This is a genomic window from Actinospica robiniae DSM 44927 (genome assembly GCF_000504285.1).
Taxonomy (GTDB): Bacteria; Actinomycetota; Actinomycetes; order Streptomycetales; family Catenulisporaceae; genus Actinospica; species Actinospica robiniae.
Map to the genome: position 1 here is coordinate 1,037,273 of NZ_KI632511.1, position 16,391 is coordinate 1,053,663.

Annotated in this window: 12 protein-coding genes; 6 read left to right on the forward strand and 6 right to left on the reverse strand. The window is 71.2% G+C overall.

What is annotated here, in order from left to right; translation table 11 throughout:
• Positions 1–53 precede the first annotated feature (53 nt).
• The 3 genes from ACTRO_RS04470 to ACTRO_RS04480 form a co-directional block, all read right to left on the reverse strand.
• Entirely contained in the window at positions 54–1,220 is a 1,167-nt protein-coding gene (locus ACTRO_RS04470; RefSeq protein ID WP_051450302.1) for a PP2C family protein-serine/threonine phosphatase, read from the reverse strand.
• Positions 1,221–2,034: 814 nt separating this feature from the next.
• On the reverse strand, positions 2,035–2,337 hold the full coding sequence (locus ACTRO_RS04475) for a hypothetical protein (protein WP_034261333.1): 303 nt from the start codon (positions 2,335–2,337) through the stop codon (positions 2,035–2,037).
• Between the two features lie 182 nt (positions 2,338–2,519).
• Complete coding sequence (locus tag ACTRO_RS04480) at positions 2,520–3,761, reverse strand: ISAs1 family transposase (RefSeq protein WP_051450303.1); 1,242 nt, start codon at positions 3,759–3,761, stop codon at positions 2,520–2,522.
• 210 nt (positions 3,762–3,971) lie between these two features.
• On the opposite strand from ACTRO_RS04480, the gene ACTRO_RS04485 reads away from it, so the two are divergent.
• The 4 genes from ACTRO_RS04485 (at position 3,972) to ACTRO_RS04500 (ending at position 9,631) form a co-directional block, all read left to right on the forward strand.
• Positions 3,972–5,237: an IS4 family transposase gene (locus tag ACTRO_RS04485; protein ID WP_034261336.1), complete on the forward strand. Its 1,266-nt coding sequence runs from the start codon at positions 3,972–3,974 to the stop codon at positions 5,235–5,237.
• Positions 5,212–5,493 carry a hypothetical protein gene (locus ACTRO_RS48595; RefSeq protein ID WP_051450305.1) on the forward strand — a complete coding sequence of 94 codons (282 nt, stop codon included), beginning with the start codon at positions 5,212–5,214 and terminating at the stop codon, positions 5,491–5,493. Before ACTRO_RS04485 ends, ACTRO_RS48595 begins: the two co-directional genes overlap by 26 nt.
• Before the next feature lie 137 nt (positions 5,494–5,630).
• A complete protein-coding gene (locus ACTRO_RS04495; RefSeq protein ID WP_034261338.1) occupies positions 5,631–7,604 on the forward strand; it encodes a dynamin family protein in 1,974 nt (657 codons plus the stop codon).
• Between the two features lie 59 nt (positions 7,605–7,663).
• Positions 7,664–9,631: a dynamin family protein gene (locus ACTRO_RS04500; protein ID WP_169739815.1), complete on the forward strand. Its 1,968-nt coding sequence runs from the start codon at positions 7,664–7,666 to the stop codon at positions 9,629–9,631.
• Between the two features lie 19 nt (positions 9,632–9,650).
• Here ACTRO_RS04500 and ACTRO_RS42755 read toward each other — a convergent pair whose 3' ends face one another.
• The 3 genes from ACTRO_RS42755 to ACTRO_RS04515 form a co-directional block, all read right to left on the reverse strand.
• Positions 9,651–10,826, reverse strand: coding sequence for a nucleotidyl cyclase domain-containing protein (locus tag ACTRO_RS42755; RefSeq protein WP_051450306.1), 1,176 nt, complete (start codon positions 10,824–10,826; stop codon positions 9,651–9,653).
• A 10-nt stretch (positions 10,827–10,836) separates the two neighbouring features.
• The gene (locus ACTRO_RS04510) at positions 10,837–14,496 is read right to left on the reverse strand and encodes a tetratricopeptide repeat protein (RefSeq protein WP_051450307.1); all 3,660 of its coding nucleotides are present in this window, start codon (positions 14,494–14,496) and stop codon (positions 10,837–10,839) included.
• 148 nt (positions 14,497–14,644) lie between these two features.
• Entirely contained in the window at positions 14,645–15,379 is a 735-nt protein-coding gene (locus ACTRO_RS04515; protein ID WP_034261343.1) for a Crp/Fnr family transcriptional regulator, read from the reverse strand.
• Between the two features lie 277 nt (positions 15,380–15,656).
• Here ACTRO_RS04515 and ACTRO_RS04520 point away from each other — a divergent pair, with 277 nt between their 5' ends.
• Both ACTRO_RS04520 and ACTRO_RS46810 read left to right on the forward strand, forming a co-directional pair.
• Positions 15,657–16,172, forward strand: coding sequence for a hypothetical protein (locus tag ACTRO_RS04520; RefSeq protein WP_157435761.1), 516 nt, complete (start codon positions 15,657–15,659; stop codon positions 16,170–16,172).
• A gap of 75 nt (positions 16,173–16,247) precedes the next feature.
• Positions 16,248–16,391 carry a hypothetical protein gene (locus tag ACTRO_RS46810; protein WP_157435763.1) on the forward strand — a complete coding sequence of 48 codons (144 nt, stop codon included), beginning with the start codon at positions 16,248–16,250 and terminating at the stop codon, positions 16,389–16,391.

Here is a 16,391-nt window from a genome sequence, read left to right on the forward strand (position 1 = left end):
CCAGGGCCGAACTTCCCCGACCGTTACCGCGCACCCGCCGACCAGGCTGCCGATCAGGCCTCTGACCGGCCGTGTCCGTGTCCGTGCTCCGGGTGCTGCTCCGGCTTCTGCTTCGGCGCCCGGGTGCGCTTGACCGCGAGGAACGCCGCGTCGTCCCCGAGCCGCCCGCCCGCATGCGCCAGCAGGTCCTTGCACAGCCGCGTCACCAGCGTCTCCGGGTTGCCCGACGTCCAGTGCGAGACCCGCTCGGTCAGCGGGTAGAACACTCCGTCCTCGTCGCGGGCCTCGATCACCCCGTCCGTGTAGAGCAGCAGCACGTCGTCCTCGTCGAACGGGACGCTCTGGCAGACCGGAGAGCCGAGCCCGAGCGTCTGCACGCCCAGCGGGGGAGCGGACTCGCACTCCAGCTGCGTCACCCGGCCCTCGCGCAGCAGCAGCGGCGGCGGGTGGCCGGAGTTGGTCAGGCGCAGCACCGGCTCGTCGTCGGGGATGTCGACCAGCAGCGCGGTGATGAAGTGCTCGCCGGTCTCATCGCCCGTCCCGCAGAAGTCCACCAGGTAGCGGTGCACGTGCCGATCCAGGACCTCGGTGAGCGCGGGCTGGTCCGGATGCTCGCGGGCCACCAGCCGGAACGCGCTCAGCAGCAGCGCCGCCTCACCCACCGCGGCCAGCCCCTTGCCCCGCACGTCCCCGATCAGCAGCCGCGCGCCGTCCTCGATCCGGGTGGCGGTGTACAGGTCCCCGCCGATCTGCGTCTCGTCCTCCGCCGCCAGGTACAGGCTCGCGATCCGCAGCGGCCCCAGCCGCTCCGGCAGCGGACGCAGCAGCGCCCGCTGCGCCACCTCGGCCACCGACTGCGCCCGCTCCAACTGCCGCGACCTGCGCTCGCGCACGACCGTGAACACCACGATCAGCGCCGAGAGCGCGAGCAGCGAGCCGATCTGCGCCAGGTGGTTCGAGGTCATCAGCCCGCCGTGCAGCACCGCGATGACGATCTGCGCCACCACCGCCAGCGCCCCGATCGCGGCGATGGTGCGCGGCCCGCAGAAGGAGACCGCGAGCGCCGGCGCGATCACCAGCAACGGCCCGAGGTGGATGTCCGTGGGGGACTGGACGTCGATCACCGTGATCAGCACGATCAGCCCGACCGGGATCAGCACCAGGGCCCGGTTGCGCCCCTCGAACCTCTCGCTCCCGCCCCGCTGCGCCCGCACGGTCATGCATCCCACTCTGCTGCGTCCTGGTGCACGGCGCACGGCGACGTCACTCGTTTGGCACCTCGCGCCGGACGCTCCGCGCCGCATCACCCCGGCGATCATCGCGCGCTACGCTGGCGCACCCCGAAGGAATCGGCCAGGCCGCCTTCACCGCCCGGAACTGCTGGCTGGTCGAGCATGCCGACCTGGTGATCGGCTTCCCGCTCGCCACCGTCGACGACGGCTCCGGTACCTGGGAGACGCTGAACTACGCGGCCACGTCCGCTCGGCCCTACCTGGTCGCACCACTCGGAATGCGCCGCCGCCCGCCGCGGCCTCTACCGGTCAGCCCACAGGCCACAGTATGTGACGTGCCGTAGGGGGGAAGACGGCGAAGTCGGGCGCGAGCGAAGCATCATGCATAAGAGAGATTATGCATGAGAAGCTCGAAAAGCGGCTCCTCTGTGCCTGGAACCGATGCTTCGGTAGCAATGGACTTTCATCCAGTTTGCATCTTGGGGAAAACGCAACGCCAGGCAGCATCCCGAGCCGCGCGATCCGAAGTGGATCAACGCCGCAGCATGCCGCACCGACTCATCGTGTGGCGCTCCACCCGTGCTTTCAGTCGCAAGGGCTTGCTGTCTGTTTTTGCAGGATCGCCGGATCGGGCATCCTGGGCACTTATCATGCATAAAATCTGCCAGCTAGCGGGCCCCGGAACCACCAGCCCAGCAGCGCCTTGACGCGAGCGGCGCCGATGAATCAGGCCTCGACTACAACCTCAAGTGCTACCACGACCCGGCGACGGCAGCGCGGGAGGATACAACGGATACAAGAACTACCCGGAATTGGACTGCCCCACGTGAGTGAATAGACCATCGACTTCATCCACCGTCTCGTGGCGGCGTTCCCCCCGCTCGAACTCGACTACGAGGCGCACGTCGCGAACAACGGCGAGGTCCTCCCCCACTTGTTCCTGATGATCGATCTGATGCCGACGCTGGTGAGCGCCTGCCTCGGCGACCCCGAGTATCAGGACGTCGACTGGGTCGGCGTGCTTGGATTCCTCGATCGCGAACTCGCCGCGGACCCGGCACCCGGCGAGATCCGCGCCGCCATCCTCACCTCTTTCGTCGACCACCTACCCGGCTCCGACCAGCTCGGATACGGCATCCATCGGTATCTGGGCCCGAACAACGCCACCACTCCCCCCGCACTCGCCGGCGGCCTTGCGCTGCCGGTCGGCGGCAGGTTTCGAATTCGACGCGATCAGATATTTCCACGGGTTCGGCGGCGGGCGGCGCGCCCAGGGCCTCTGCGTTCTCAGTGGCTGAGACCGAGGAGTGCGAGGGTGTCGTTGCGGTGGTCGCGCATGTGGTCGGTGGCGGCTGCGATGTTGGTCCAACCCAGGAGCTTGAGTAGCGCGAGTGCGAGGTTGCGGAGGCCGGCCATGACGCGCGGGGTGCTGCCGGTGCGGATCCGGCTGGCGTCCTCGCGCCAGGTCACGTCTCTGATGTGGTGCATTGCCTCGATGCCCCAGTGCTCGCGGGCGGCCTGGCCGAGCTTGACCGGCCCGGCCTGCTCGGAGGTGAGGCTGGTTATCGCGTAGGCGACCTCCTTGGTCCCGGCCCCGGGCGCCTTGCCTACGGCGCGACGGCGGGTGATCCGGATGACCTGTGCGGCGTGCGGGAAGTCGATGCCGTCGCACGGCGCGGTGCGGGTGATGCGCCTCTCCCGCCGCCCGTGGCCGATATCGAACGTCTCGGCGCTCGTGCCGGCCCGCTCGTGCTCGGCGTGGGAACCGGGAGCGAGCAGGTCCTGGGCCTGACGCAGGATCGAGGGTTGATTATCCTTCAGGAACAGCAGGTAATGCCCGCCTGCTGCGACGACGGCCTCGGCGGTGGCGCGTTGGGCGTGCAAGGCGTCCGCGGTAACCAGCAGGCCCGTGAGATCGACCCGGCCGAGCAGGTCCGGCAGCGCCGGGATCTCGTTGCTCTTGTCGGCGACCTGGACTTGCCCGATCACGCAGCCGGCCTCGGGCCGGTAGAGCGAGACCAGGTGCGGGCGGGTGCCGTCGGGCCTTGCCGCGCCGCGCACGCTCTTGCCGTCCGCGGCGGCCACCGGCAGCCGTGCCCCGTCGGCCTGGGCGCCGGCGTTCCTCGGGCGAAGGGCATCACGCTCGGTGCTTCGCAGCATCCCGGCCAGCCACGACCCGCACAGCATGTCCACCTCGTCCCCGTCGAGCACCTTCAGCGCCCGACCGAAGGTGGTGTCGGCAGGGCGCAGATTCCGGCCGGTGGCGCCGAGCCGATACAGGAACTCGTCGTCGGCGCTGCGGGTACGCCGAACCACCTCGACCATGGACTTCGCCCCGGCCAGCACCGCCGTCAACGCAGCGGCCAGCAGGAAGCCGAGCCGGTAGCGCCGCCCCCGGGCCCGGCGCCGGTCCGGGATCAGCCCGAGCACCTCGATCAAGGCCATCACCTGTCCGTCATCAAGCTCCACCGCCTCCACCCCGGCTGCGGCCAACTGGCCGGACACGACCTCGATGAGGGAAGATGACACGCGGGCACGGCTCCTTGGATCGCATGGCCTCGAGAACCAGACGATCATCAGGGACCGTGCCCGCCTACATCAAACCTCTGGGCTGACATCAACCCGCCACAGAGCTCAAGCCGTCCGCGCCAACCTCACCCCAATGCCGCTCAGCGTAGTGGGATCATGCTTGTGACCTGTGTGTTCGTGCGGTGATTGGTGGGGCGTTACGGTCGGGGGGTGTCGCATAGTGCTGTGGAGGGCCTGTCGGGCCGTTTGACGGATCATGTGTCGGTCGGGTTGTTGGCGGCGGCGGTGCCGCGTGTGGTGATCGATGACGCGGTGGCGGAGTTCGGCAGGGGTGCGAAGCGGGCGGATGCGAAGCTTCCGGCGCATGTCATGGTGTATTTCGCGATGGCGATGGCGTTGTTCGCGGACGAGGACTATCAGGAGGTCCTGACCCGGTTGACCGAGGTCCTGAAGGATTGGGGGCGTTGGGACGCCGGGTGGGAGTGTCCCGGGTCGGGCGGGATCACCCAGGCGCGCAAGCGTCTGGGTTCTGACGTGGTCCGGGAGGTGTTCGAGCAGGTTGCGCAGCCGGTGGCGGGGATGCTGACGCGGGGGGCGTGGCTGGCGGGCAGGCGGATGGTCTCGATCGACGGGTTCGAGTGGGATGTGCCGGACAGTGCGGCGAACGCGGGGTACTTCGGGTACGCCGGTTCGGGCGGCAACCGGTCGGCGTTCCCGAAGATGCGGGTGGTGACGTTGGTCGAGTGCGGCTCGCGGGCTCCGATCGGCGCGGACGCGGGGCCGTGCGGCGGCAAGGGCAGCGGGGAGCAGTCCGCGGCGCGTCGGCTCTACCGGTTCCTCGACCAGGACATGCTGTTGTTGGCCGATCGCAACTTCTACTCGTTCGCCGACTGGTGTCAGGCGTCGCAGACGGGTGCTGAGCTGCTGTGGCGCCTGGGTGACACGATTGCGCTGCCGCTGGTCGCCAAGCTCGGGGACGGCTCGTACACCTCGGTGGTGTTCGCGTCGCGTACCTCGGCGAAGGTCCGTGAGCAGGTCCTGGCGGCGGCTCGGGCGGGGGCGGATCTGGAGGAGTTCGAGGATCGCGCGCGGCTGGTTCGGGTGGTGGAGTACGAGGTGGCGGACCGGGGCACCGCTGGGGAGCGGGAGCTGTTTTGCCTGCTGACGACGCTGCTGGATGCGCGCAGTGCCCCGGCCGCGCTGCTGGCGGCGGGATATCACGAGCGGTGGGAGCACGAGCAGGCGAACGCGCAGGCCAAGACGGTTCTACGGGGACCGGGGAAGGTCATGCGGTCCCAGAGCCCTGACATGGTGATCCAGGAGCTCTACGGCTACCTGCTCACCCACTATGCGATCAACTCCCTGATCTGTCGGGCCGCGACCGAGGCGGACATCGACCCGGACCGGGTGAAGTTCACCAACGCGGTCCGCATCATCCGCCGCCGGATCGATGATCCGGCGGCCTTTTCCCCCTGAGGGCCTGGCGGCCCTGCTCGAGCGGTTCAACACGGAGATCACCGCACCGCGCGAGCTGCATCGCGAGCGGCGCCACCGTTCCTACCCGCGCGTGGTCAAACGGGCACGTCACAACCAGTACGCCGTGAAGAAGGCCACTGATGTCGGGGTACGCCACGCCGGGCCGCCGACCCTACGCATCGCCAACCTCCCGCCGGCACGCCAAGTGCTGCATCCGGGACGGATCAGCACGGGAAACCTCGAACTCACCGCATGATCAATCTACCGTGAGCGGCATTGAACCTCACCCCGTCCATCAACTGAGAACGCAGAGGCCCTGGCGGCGCGCCGACGATGGAAGTCGGCAGGTCGGCGGCGCGCCGACGTGGTTCGCTACCCGAGCGGGGGCCGCTGGTGACGACGTATCAGAGCACGAGGTTCGATGCCGAGATCGACGGGCATCTGGAGTTCGCCCGGTCCGCCGTCCGCAGCGTGCAGCTTGGCGCGGAGGACCGGGCGGCGCTGGTGGAGCAGTTCGCGGCGGTCGAGCGGAGGCTGACCGACCGGACGCATCGGCTGGCCGTGATCGGCGAGTTCTCCAGTGGCAAGAGCACTTTCATCAACGCGTTGCTCGGCGAAGAGCTGCTGCCCACCGGGTTGGCGCCGACGACCGCGGTCGCGCTGCGGATTCAGGCCGGGCAGGGGCGCGAGCTCGCCTTCCGGCTGGACGGGGAGGCGCGCGGGCACGTGCTCAGCGAGCCGGGTGGGACGCGGTTGTCCGCGCGGGGGCGGGCCACCGCCCGTGCCCGGGCCCGGCTGCGGCAGGTCGCGCCCGGGAAGGTCGAGGGCCTGCGCTCGGCGCTGGGTCTGCTGTGCGCGGATCCTGAGATCGGCGGATCCGTCACCGAGCTGAGCCTGGCGCTGCCGGCTGCGACGCTCATCGACGAGTTGGTGGTCATCGACACTCCAGGGGCCAATGCCGACGACGAGCACCATGTGACGGTCACCCGGGAGGTCTTGGCGAACGAGGCCGACGCCGCGGTGGTCGTGCTGTCGGCCAACACTCCCGTCTCCGACAGCCTGGTCACGTTTCTGCTGGACACCCTGGACTTCGACCTGCTCTCGCGCTGCGTCTTCGTCGTCTCGTGGATGGACTCGATCCCGTCGCCGGAACGCGACGACCTGCTGGTGCGGATCCGCCGGCGGCTCGAACGCAAGCTTTCCCTGCGGTCCGTCACCGTGCTGCCGGCCGCACCCGTGTGGGCGTTGCGCGCGGCGCAGGGCGAGGCGCTCAGTGCCGATGAGCGCGGCTGGGCCGATCAGTTCCCGTCGCTGGTCGAGACGCTGCATACGATCATGCGCCGGCAGCGTGCGCTCGCCTCCGCCTCGACGGTGCTTCGGCTGTTGGACGGCGCCTTGGCCGCGATGCAGGACCGGCTCCGGCAGCAGGCCGGGCAGCTCGCCGCCGAACAGACGGCGCTGGAGCGGCTGCCGATCCACGATGTGGCGGCTTTTCTGCGCACCGAGGCCATGCGGGGGCAAGCGACGCTCGAGGGCCTGGTCACGGACCTCGAATCGAGCATGTCCCGGCGGATCTCGAGCGCGCGCGGCTCGCTGGATTCCTCGACCGACGACGCGCTGGACGCGGCCCGGAGCAAATCCGCCCTCGCCACGTGCATGCGCGAGACGATCCCCGGACTGGTCCAGAACGCCCTCGCCGGACTCGAGCGGACGATCGGCGCCGAGCTGTCCGCCGCGAGCGGCCGGGTCTCGTCCGCGGTGCTCGGCGGACTCGATCGCGCGACGGCGGAACAGTACCGGCAGTTCGCCGCGATCAGCGGTTCCGGCGTGGTCTCGGGACGCTTCAGCGCCTCGGCCAGCGTCAGTCTCGGGGCCGTCGCCGACCTGTCCGGCCTCGGCTCCGCGGTGGACGCGGTGACCTCGGATGACAATAAGCTGATGGGGGCCGGGATGGCGAGCGGCGCGCTCATCGGCACCGCGATCGCCCCGGTGCTCGGCACCGCGATCGGGGCGCTGTTCGGCGCGGCGATACGGATGTTCGGCAAGCCGGCCAAGCAGGTGCGCGAGCAGTACAAGGAGAACGTCGGCGACGCGGTGTACCGGGCGTTCCGGGACGTGCGCTCCGTCGCCGAGCGGGCCGTATCAGATTTCTCCGACGCCGGCCGCGCCGCGCTCGACTCGCGCGTCGCCGCCCTGAAGGCGGCGTACGGGCCGGTGATCGCCGAGGCGATGCGCCGGCATCAGGAGCGGACCCGGGCCGTGCAGACGGAGCAGGCGTCGCTGCGCACCGCCGCGGCCGCCGTCGGCGAACGCCGCTCGGCCATCCAGGCCACCCGCGAGGCAATCGCCGTGCAAGACGCGGCGTGAGGACCCGCGCCGGGCAAGCCGGCGCACCGCCACCCTCGATATCCCGAATGGAGCGAACGATGCCCGATGCTCTGGGCCAGGACCCGCTGAAGACCTTCAAAGGCATGCGGCTCGAACTCGCCGCGCTGATCGGCCGGCTGAGGTCGGTGGCGGACGAGCTGGAGAGCGCCGAGTTGCGCAACGCCGCGGCCGCGCTCGAACAGCGCGTCAACGAGGACGTGTTCCGCGTCATGGTGCTCGGCGAATTCAACTGCGGCAAGAGCACGTTGGTGAACGCGCTGCTCGGCGAGCGCGTTCTGCCCGCCTTCGCGCGGCCGTGCACCGCCGTGATCTGCGAGGTCGGCTACGGCCAGGAACGCCGTGCCGTGCTCTACCCCCGCGATGGCAGCCCGTCGTTCGAGTTGCCGATCGAGGAGTTGGCCGAGCACATCACGATCGACGACGAGGAGGCCGAGACGCTGCAGAACCGGTACAAGCTCGCCGAGATCACCTGGCCGCTCCCGCTGTGCGCGGACGGGGTGCAGCTCACCGACTCCCCCGGGACCAACGAGGACAGCATCCGGGAGGCGGTGACCAACGGCTATCTGGCTCGGGCGGACGCCGTCGTCTATGTGGTCTCGGCACTCGCGCCCTTCGGCAAGAGCGAGCGGACCTATCTGGAGAACCACGTCCTGCCGCTGGGCCACAGCGACATCTTCTTCCTGGTCACCCGGATCGACCAGGCGCCCGCCGAAGAACGCGCCGACGTGATCGAGGTCGTGCGCAAGCGGGTCGGCAGGGTCGGCGAGGAGCTGCAGGGGCGCGACGGGACCCGGCTCTACCCGGTCGTCGGAAGCCTGCTGTTCCCGGTCGACGGAAAGGGCGCCCTCGAGGGACGTCTGGCGCAGGACGCCGAGATGGTGCAGCGCTCCGGGCTCGCCGAATTCGAGGAGTCGCTGCGCGGGTTCCTGACCTCGAAGAAGGGGCGCGTCAAGCTCGCCGGGCCGAGCAGCGATCTGCGCACCCGCCTGTGGAAGGCCAGGGCGCTGGTCCACGACCGCGAGGCGCTCTACGACCAGGATCTCGCGGGCATCGTGACCAGGTACGACGCCCAGAAGATCCGGCTGGACCTGCTCGATGACAAGCGGGCGGTCATTCTCGGCAAGCTCGAGAACGACATCAGGAGCCTGGAGCGGACGGCCGAGGACGCCTTCCGCCGCCGGCTGGCCGAACTGGCCGAGAAGTGCCCCGCGTGGGCCGAGGAGGCCGAGACACAGGGCCGGATCGAGTCGGTCTTCAAGGCGAAGAGCCAGGGTGAGGCGCTGGCCGCGGAGCTGACCACGATCCTGACCGACCGGCTCCGCGCCGAACTGCTGCGGTGGCAGTCCGGCGAACTCCTGCCGATGCTCACCGGGCAGTTGGGGCCGGTCGAGCAGGAGCTTGCCGCCGCCGTGGCCGACTTCCTCGAGGTGGTCCAGCAGGTGCGGGCCGCGATCACCGGCGGTGAGGCGGGCCCGGCCGTGGAGTTCGCCGAGACCCTCGCGGAGACCGGCTCGGCGTTCGGAGACGCATTGCCCTCCCAGGCGGGGAGGACCGCGGCGATGTCGCTGAGCGCCATCGTGCTCACGCAGCTGGGCGTGCTGGTCGCCGCGGCCCTGCTCTCCTTCACGCCGCTCGGGCTTTTCACCGCCATGTTCGGCGCCGGCGCTATGCAACGCGCGTTCCACGTCGACAGGATCAACAGCCAGGTGCGGCGCCAGGTCGGCGAGGCCTACGCGGCTCAGATCCGGGAGCTGTTGCCGGACGCGGCGCGTACCGCGGGCGTGGGCGTCGGCGACCGTTTGCGGGCGTGGGCGCGCACGACCGGCGAGGGTCTGGCCGCCCAGACCGCGACGGTGCGCGAGCAGGTGGAGGCGACGATCGAGGACAAGAAGGCCGGCGAGGCGCGGGTGGCCGGGCAGCGGGAGCGGATGCGCAGGCTCCTGGCCGAGGTCGACGCGATCGAGTTCGAGCGCGGCGGCCTGGCGGAGCGGATCAACCGGTCCTGAGGCCGGGCGGGCGGCCCGGTCAGTGCGTTTCGCCGGCCGGGCCGCCCGCCGCTTCCTCCTCGTGCGGATCGGGCTTTGCGACCGCCGTGCCCTCGGCACGAGTGGGCGAGGTGGGAATGCTGTGGTGGTAGATGCTGCCCTGGCCGACGGTCATCGCGACGCCGTTGTCCTTCACCACGGTCAGCTGGTTGATCTGCCCGATCCCGGTTCCCGGCGCCGGCGCGGCCCGCTCGTCGAGCAGTTTGCGCAGGTCCGCTGCGGCTTCGGGGTGGTCATGAAGCAGGACGCCCAACTCCCCGGTCCACGGCGCGAGCAGCGCGCCGCGCGCGGCCTCGGGATCCTTGGCCCCCTCGACGAGTCGGGCGTCGGTCTCCAGCCGCTGCTCGGCCGCGCGGGCCCGATCGGCCCCGGCCCGGTGGAACACCTTGCCGAACAGGCGTTTCACGGCCGACCAGGAGTCCGTGGCCATCGCCGTGACCATTGTGGTGGCCCCGGCGGCGGCCAGCGCGTCCAGTTCCTTCAAGGTGAGCACAGCCCCTCCTTGCTCGATTCGCTCGACGTGCCGGGCTTGCTGGACCGGCCGGGTCTCCCGGCCACTCGGCGCCGAGGCCGCGAATGCGGGTACGAACAGCCAGGCCTGACCCGTGAACTCCTTCACCGCGATGCTCCGCGGTTCGAACTCCTCGGGGAAGACTTCGAGGGAGCCGTACCGCACGGCGTCTTCGTAGTAGTGGCCTGACACGACGAGCGCCAGCGGCGTGTCGGCGGGCGCGCCGCGCAGCGCCTCGCGCAGTTCGCCGGCGTCGAGCAGCCGGGCGAGCACCTCGAGTTGCGGGCCGTAGACCGTGTCGCCCTCGGCCACGTCCACCTCGCCGGCGTGCAGCGCCGCGCGGACTCGGATCCGCAGCGGGGAGTGCTCGCCGACCGTGCGGTTGTGCCGGCGCAGCCGGAGCGCGAGGTCGCGGATCACCGCGGTGAGCAGGTCGGCTTTCGGCGCCCCGGGCGGTGCGACGATGCGCAGTCCGTCGCCGAGGTCCCCGAAGACGCATGCGCCCGGGGCGATCGCGTTGCGCTCGAGCGATGCCTCGGCCGACTCTCTCAGTACTCTGCGGATTTCGGTGAGTGGCGCCCGGCCGCGGCCGGAGGACTTCTCGATGTCCACGGCGAGCAGGGCCCGGTATTCGAGTCTTGACAAATCTGCTCCTTCAGCGTGCCCAGGGGTTGTCGAAGTCGCCGAGTGCCACGATGCGCCGCTCGGCCTCGCGCAGTTCCTCTTCGCCTTCCGCGCGCTGCGCCTCGGTCAGTGCGCGCAGGATCGCCAGCGCCTCCATGCCGACTGCCTTGGCATCGGCCATCCGACTGTCGTTGTACGTGCGCAGGCACAGGCGGGAGAGCACGAGGCCGAGCGATGCCCGGTACCGGTCGGGGTCGGCCGAGGCCAGCGCGCGGAACTGTTCGGCGGTGCTCTCGGCCAGCGCGAGTGCCTTCGGGAGCTGGTTCAGTTCGAGCAGCTCATCGCAGACCTCGTTCAGCTTGAACGCACAGCGCAGCGGCGCGGACGTGGTACGAAGCCCGGCCGCCTGGCCGAAGACCTTCGCTGCCTGCTCGAGGACTGCGACCGCCTCCGTGACGGCATCACGATCGCCCGTCTGTACGAGCACGCAGCCCAGCACGTACAGCCCCACGCCGAGTTCCTCCGCGTGCGCCGCGGGGTTGGCCTTGGCGAGAATCGCGCACAGCTCGACCGACTCGCGCAGCACGGCGAGCGCCTTGTCCGTCTCGTCGATGCACGCGAGGTGGATGCCGTGATTGTGCAACGCGGCGGCAAGGTGCGGCGCATGGCCCTGATTGTCTCGGGCGAGGCCGCGCAGGATCTCGACCGCCCGGCCGCTGGCCTCCGCGGCCTCGCGGTCCCGGCCTCTTTTGGACAGCGTCTCGGCGAGGCTCAGCAGCGCCATCGCGGAGCCCGGCAGCCGCGCCGCGGCGTCCGCGTCGCGCGGGTCGGGGCCGGCCTTCAGCGCCTCCCGCGCGACTGCCTCGGCCTGCTCGGTCTTGCCCGAGGCCGCGAGCGCGTCGGCCAGGTTGTGCAGCGCCAGCACGAAAAGCTGCTGATGCGCGCCTGGATTCTCGGCTCGCAGGCCCCTGAGCAGGTCCGCGCTCCGGGTCTGGGTCTGCACGGACTGGCAGGCCCGGCCCATCTTCAGCTCGAGGGCGCCGAGGTTGTTCAACGCGCCGGCGAGTTGCGACAGGTGGGCCGCTGGAGCGTGCGCGAACAGCCGCTCGTACATCTCGACGGCGCCGTCCAGAGCGGCATGCGCCCGGTCTCGCCGCCCGAGCTGTTGCAGGCAGGTCCCGAGATTCGTCAGGTAGCGGGCCAGGTCCGCGGTGTACGCGGCGGGGTTCGCCTCGGCCAGGCGCCGGCCGGCCGCCACCGCGTCCTCGAACAGGCCCAGCGCCTCGGCGGCCTCGCCGAGGTTCGCCAGGCGCAGCCCCAGGTTGCTCAGCGAGATCGCCCACAGCGCTCGGTACGCCGTCGGATTCTGCGCGGCGAGCGAGCGCAGGAGCTCCTCGGCCTCCCGCGTCGGCGCGAGGGCCTCGTGCTGCCTGCCGATCCGCTCGAAGGCGTTGCCGAGCCCGTTGAGCGCCGCGGCCAGCCACGGCAGGTGCTCGGCCGGATTCTCCGCGGCGAGCTCGCGCAGGATCGCGGCCGCCTGCCCGGCCGAGGCGAGCGAGGCGGCCGGGTGGCCGGCTTCGAATTCGATGACGCTCCGGTTGCCGAGCGCGGCGGCGAGCAGCGCGCGGTGGGCTCCGGCCGCCACCGCGGGAAGCGCGCGCAGGCTGGAGGCCGCTTCGTCCGCGGCGGCGAGGGCCTGGACGTTGCGGCCCAGCCTGTTGAGCACGCCGCTGAGGTTGCTCGAGGCCATCGCGAGGTCGGCGAGGTACTGTGCCGGCTTCGCGGCGGCCAGTTCCCGATAGAGCCGGACCGATTCGGCCAGCGGGGCGACGGCCGCCTCCCCGCCGCCCGCCTCGTGCAGCGCCGAGCCGAGATGGCAGAGCACGAAGGCGAGGGAGGCCCGGCGCTCGGGCCGCAGCCGTCCGGCCCGGGCACGCGCGATCGGCACGGCCTGCGCGAAGCGCTCCGCGGCCAGGGCGGGGCGTCCGGCGTGTCCGAGCCGGATGCCGCTGTCGCAGAGCCACTCGACGCGGTCTTCGTCGCTCAGCCGCCCGGCGAGGTGATGACCGGCCAGCCGGTCGGTCACCTCCGCCGCGCCGGAGTCGAGGTCGGTGTGCCGGCCGGCCGGCAGGGCCTGGTGCACGCTGGCCAGCGCGGCGAACAGCTCCGGTGTGAGGGGCGTGGCCCGGTCACCGTCGCGGCCGATCGCGGCGAGGGCGCTGAGCGCGGCGCTCCCCCCGGACAGAAACCGCCGGGGCTGGAGAACGGCCCACGGGTAGAGCACCTTCGGGCCGACGCCGGGCCAGCGTGAGGCCGCGGCCGCGAGGAAGACCAGGGCCCGCGCCGTCCACGCCGGAGCGTCGCCCGCGTCGGTCCCGTCGAGCGGAAGCAGCACGTCTACCGCCGCCTTCGCGGCCCATGCGTACTCCGGATAGGCGACGCCGTCGCCGGTCAGCGTGAGCGCGAGGAAGTCCTCGGTCAGCCGGTCCGGGTATAAGGGTTCGAGAAAGGTCTCGAGGCCCGGTTCGGCCGACGGGTAGCAGACCGCGTGGTCGTCGAGCAGCTGCGGCGCGGCGAGCGGTAACGCCTGCTTGGCCAGCACGGCCGCAGCCTGTCTACGGTCGGCCGGACCGGTCAGCGCGGCTGTGAACACGACACGGTTCATCACCGGCGCCGGGGTGAAGTACGTACGCTGTTGCGGGTTGAGCTCGTGCACCGGGTCGCCGTACTGCTGTTCCCAGTGCTTGTACTCGCGCCGCAGCAGGTACCGGGTCAGGTCGGCCATCGCGGCGCCGCGCGGCGCTGATGCTCCCCTGGCCGCCGCGTCGACCGCGACCAGCGCGGCCATGTGCACGGCGAGGGTCAGGCCGAACTCGGGCAGGCCCAGATCCGAGGGCGGTTCGAGGGTGTGCGCGTCCGCCAGCTCGTATTTCGCGGCGAAGGCCGTGCGAGCGGCGACGAACATCTCCTGCCGCGGGTCCGGGGCGCCGGCTGCGGGCCCTTGAGCGAGGGGGCCGAGCCGCTGAACCGAGAACGCGCCGCCGAGCTCCTCCACCTGGCTCTCGATCCCCTGCCAGTCGCCGTGCGACCGCGCCAGCAGCACGACCCTGGTGCGCACGCCGACCTGGCGGAGCACGGTGTCGTTCAACAGGTGCTTGAGATGGCTCGACGGCCACTCGTTGGCGTAGTCGACCAGCAGCAGCACCCCGGCGCAGCCGTCGAGCCGCAGGTCTGTCGCCTCTTCCGGCGGACGCATGTGCGGCCCCTGAACCGCTGTCAGGACCTTCCATCCCGCAGCGGAGGACTCGGCGGCGAGCTCCGCGGACAGGCGGCTCTTGCCCTGGCCGCCTTCGCCGTGCAGCCAACGGACCGAAAGCCGCGGCTCGCCATCCCGCCACTCCCGCAGTTGCTGGAGCTCACTGGACCGGCCGGTGAAGCCGACCACCGCGTACCGGGCGTTGAGCATGCGGCTGGCGACCGCCCGGAAGAACGTCGTGCCCGGGTCCCGCGGCCGGCGCCAACCCTCCAGCCAGTAGACCGGCACGAGGTCGCTGAAGACGTGGATGTTCCCCACGCCGACTTGGAGGGAGTGGCCGCCCGTGCTGTAGACGTGCTGGGTGACGGAGATGTGCCGCGTGGCGGTCAGGTCGATCGGCGGATCCTGCTCGTCGTCACCGGGCTGTTGCGGCATCTCGCTCCTCGGGTGGGGCGCTCGGGCGGGAGGGCTTGGGGATGGATCGGCTGGCTGCTGGTGTCAGTCTGCGCCGCGTCGGCCCGCGAGATCCCCTCGCAGCACGGGATCGTCCCGGATCGCCCGCCGCGGCCGCGGTCGCAGCGGGTCACGGGTAGGCGATCGCGTAGAGCCGGTGGACGTCCAGGACCCTGATGGAGCGGTAGCCGGTGGAGACCACGCCCTCGTCGCGCAGTGCCCGCAGGACCTTGTGCACCGTCGGTTCCGCGGCGCCGGCGAGCGTCGCGATCTCCGGCTGGGTGAGCGGCCAGGTCACCAGGATCCCCTGGCCCGACTCGACTCCGTACGTGACAGCGGTCTGATGAAGCACCCTGGCCAGCCGGGTCCGCACGTCGCAGCCGGTGAACTCGACGCGCCGCCGGTTGGCGTTGCGGAGCTTCGCGACGACCGAGGTGTTGATGATGTGCGCTATCTGCGGATCGCGCCGCGTGCAGTCGAGGAATTCGGCCCGGGAGACGACGCGGGCCACCAGGGCGCCGCACGTGGTCACGGTCGCGGATCTCGGCCCGCCGTCCACCGCGGAGAGCTCACCGACCAGATCGCCGCCCATCCGGACCGCGAGCAGCGCGTCCCGGCCGTCCTGGGTCAGGGCCGTGGCCTTGACCACGCCGTCGATGAGGATCATGACGAATGTGGTCTCCTCCCCCTCCCTGATCAGCACGCGGCCCGCCGCCGGATACTGCGCCAGCGAGCCGAGCGAGAGCAATCGGGCACGCGCGGGGGGACCGAGACGTCCGAGCACGCTCGCCTCGGGCCAGGCCAGATCGCCGCGCTCACGGTTCCTGGCGCGTTCTGCGGGGGTGCCCGCCGTGAGATCCACCATTCTCACCAGCCGCCTTCCGACCGGCGCCCACACGCCGTGTTCGTCCGGATACCCGGGAACATTGTGCCCCGATCCCGGCCCTCGCGTATCAGGATTCACCTAACCGACGGGGAGCCGGGCCGCGCCGAGCGCCTGAAACGCTCCGAACACCTCGCAGAGCCGCCGGATCCCGTATTGCGACGGCGTGGCCCGGCGCGCGCCGCGGGAGAGTCGAACCGTGGCACACGCGGCAGGAGGGGAGCGCCTGGCTCCCGATCGCTCGGTACGGAGGGGGAGAATGATTTTGCCCGAGAGCGAACCGGGGGTCAGGCGCCTGTGCGTCGCGGTCTGCGGGCGGCGCGGCCTGCTGGCCTCGGCCTGCCTCGCCGGGGGATACGACCGCTTCTATGTCTTCCCGGCCCCGGGCGGCGACGGCGAGGTGGGGATCGCCCCGCCGGGGATCGACGAGGCCGGGTTCGCGGCCGGGCTCATCACAACCCTGCGGACGGCGATCGCGGCCGACCCGGCCGCCGCTCCGACCCGGCTCGCCCTGCACGTCGGAATCGTGCGCGTGCGCGACGACCGCTTTGTCGGGTCCGCCGTCGATCGCGTCCTCGACCTGGTGCGCGGCGAGGCGCCGCCCGGACCGGGGCGGCTCGGGGCGTGCGCCGTGCTGGCGGCGGTCACCGAATCGCTGTTCGGCGACCTGCTCGGCGAGGGCTGGTCGTCGGTAGGCTGGCACCCGATGCCGGCGGCCGGGGTCTGGTGCAAGGAGCACACACCGCTTCGCCCGGATGCGGCCTCCGCGGACTGAGACGCTGCGGTATGGGCATCAGGGCGCGGAGGCGCGGCCGGCCGCCCCCGCGGGCGCCGGGAGCACGCCGACCGTGTGGTCGCCAAGCAGGTCGGGGTTCTGGACGGCGAGGACTACCTGTTGACCGGCGTCACCGGATCTCCCGATGACGCGGTCGTCTCGCAAACCGACCTGGATACCTTTGCGCGGCAGCTGGTGGCCACCGGCGCTAGGGGCTGA